A 954-nucleotide genomic window follows, 5' to 3' on the forward strand; every position below is an offset into this window, starting at 1 on the left:
TATGACGTCGTCACCTGCCTGGAAATGCTTGAACACGTACCAGACCCTTCTTCAGTTATAGCGGCTTGTGCAAAGCTTCTGAAACCTGGCGGCGACCTATTCTTATCAACAATCAATCGTAACCCTAAAGCTTTTATGTTTGCCATTGTTGGCGCCGAACACCTACTAAAGATGCTACCGAAAGGCACGCACGAGTATAAGAAATTTATCAAGCCATCTGAGCTAACAAGTTACATCCGCAAGGCAAAACTGGACTTTCAAGATATTACCGGCATGGTCTACAACCCATTAATAAAAGAATACAAATTAGCGCGAGACGTCGATGTCAATTACCTGGTACATGCCACCAAGCCAATCGATTAGCTTATACCCCCTCATAAACGACATTCATAATGACAATTAGCGCTCTACTATTTGACCTGGACGGAACACTCGTTGATACAGCCAATGATTTTGTTCAGGTTCTCAATGAACAACTGATAAGTCACGGACGAAACCAGCTTCCAGCCGACACGATTCGTAATACTGTGTCCGATGGCGCAAGGGCTTTGGTAAAAATCGGCTTTGGCGGCGAACCCGGCACCGAGCCCTTTGAATCACTTAGACAAGAGTTATTGGAACGCTATGAATCGCTAGTAGGAAAGCATGCCAAGCTCTNTGACGGCATGGAAGAGGTTCTCACTCTTTGTGAAGACAAAGACATTCCCTGGGGAATTATCACCAACAAACCTCGCCTCTACACCGATCTATTATTACAGCGTATGGACCTAGACAAACGAAGCCGTGTGACACTCTGCCCCGATGATGTCCGCAAATCCAAGCCTGACCCAGAATCCCTTCTTTTAGCAGCAAAGCAACTTGGCCTTGCGCCCGGTAATATCGTCTACGCTGGCGATCACGAAAGAGACATTCAAGCAGGTCAAGCTGCTGAAATGATTACAGTAAGTGCGCTAT

2 protein-coding genes are annotated in these 954 nt (G+C 46.3%); both read left to right on the top strand.

What is annotated here, in order from left to right:
• The coding region (gene ubiG, locus A3729_RS28160) for a bifunctional 2-polyprenyl-6-hydroxyphenol methylase/3-demethylubiquinol 3-O-methyltransferase UbiG (protein WP_068634523.1) at positions 1-363 on the top strand (363 nt) is incomplete at its 5' end.
• A 29-nt stretch (positions 364-392) separates the two neighbouring features.
• Positions 393-954, top strand: a 562-nt coding sequence (locus A3729_RS28165) for an HAD family hydrolase (RefSeq protein ID WP_068634524.1), incomplete at its 3' end; no start/stop codon positions are given.

The sequence above is a fragment of the Oleiphilus sp. HI0043 genome, assembly GCF_001634935.1.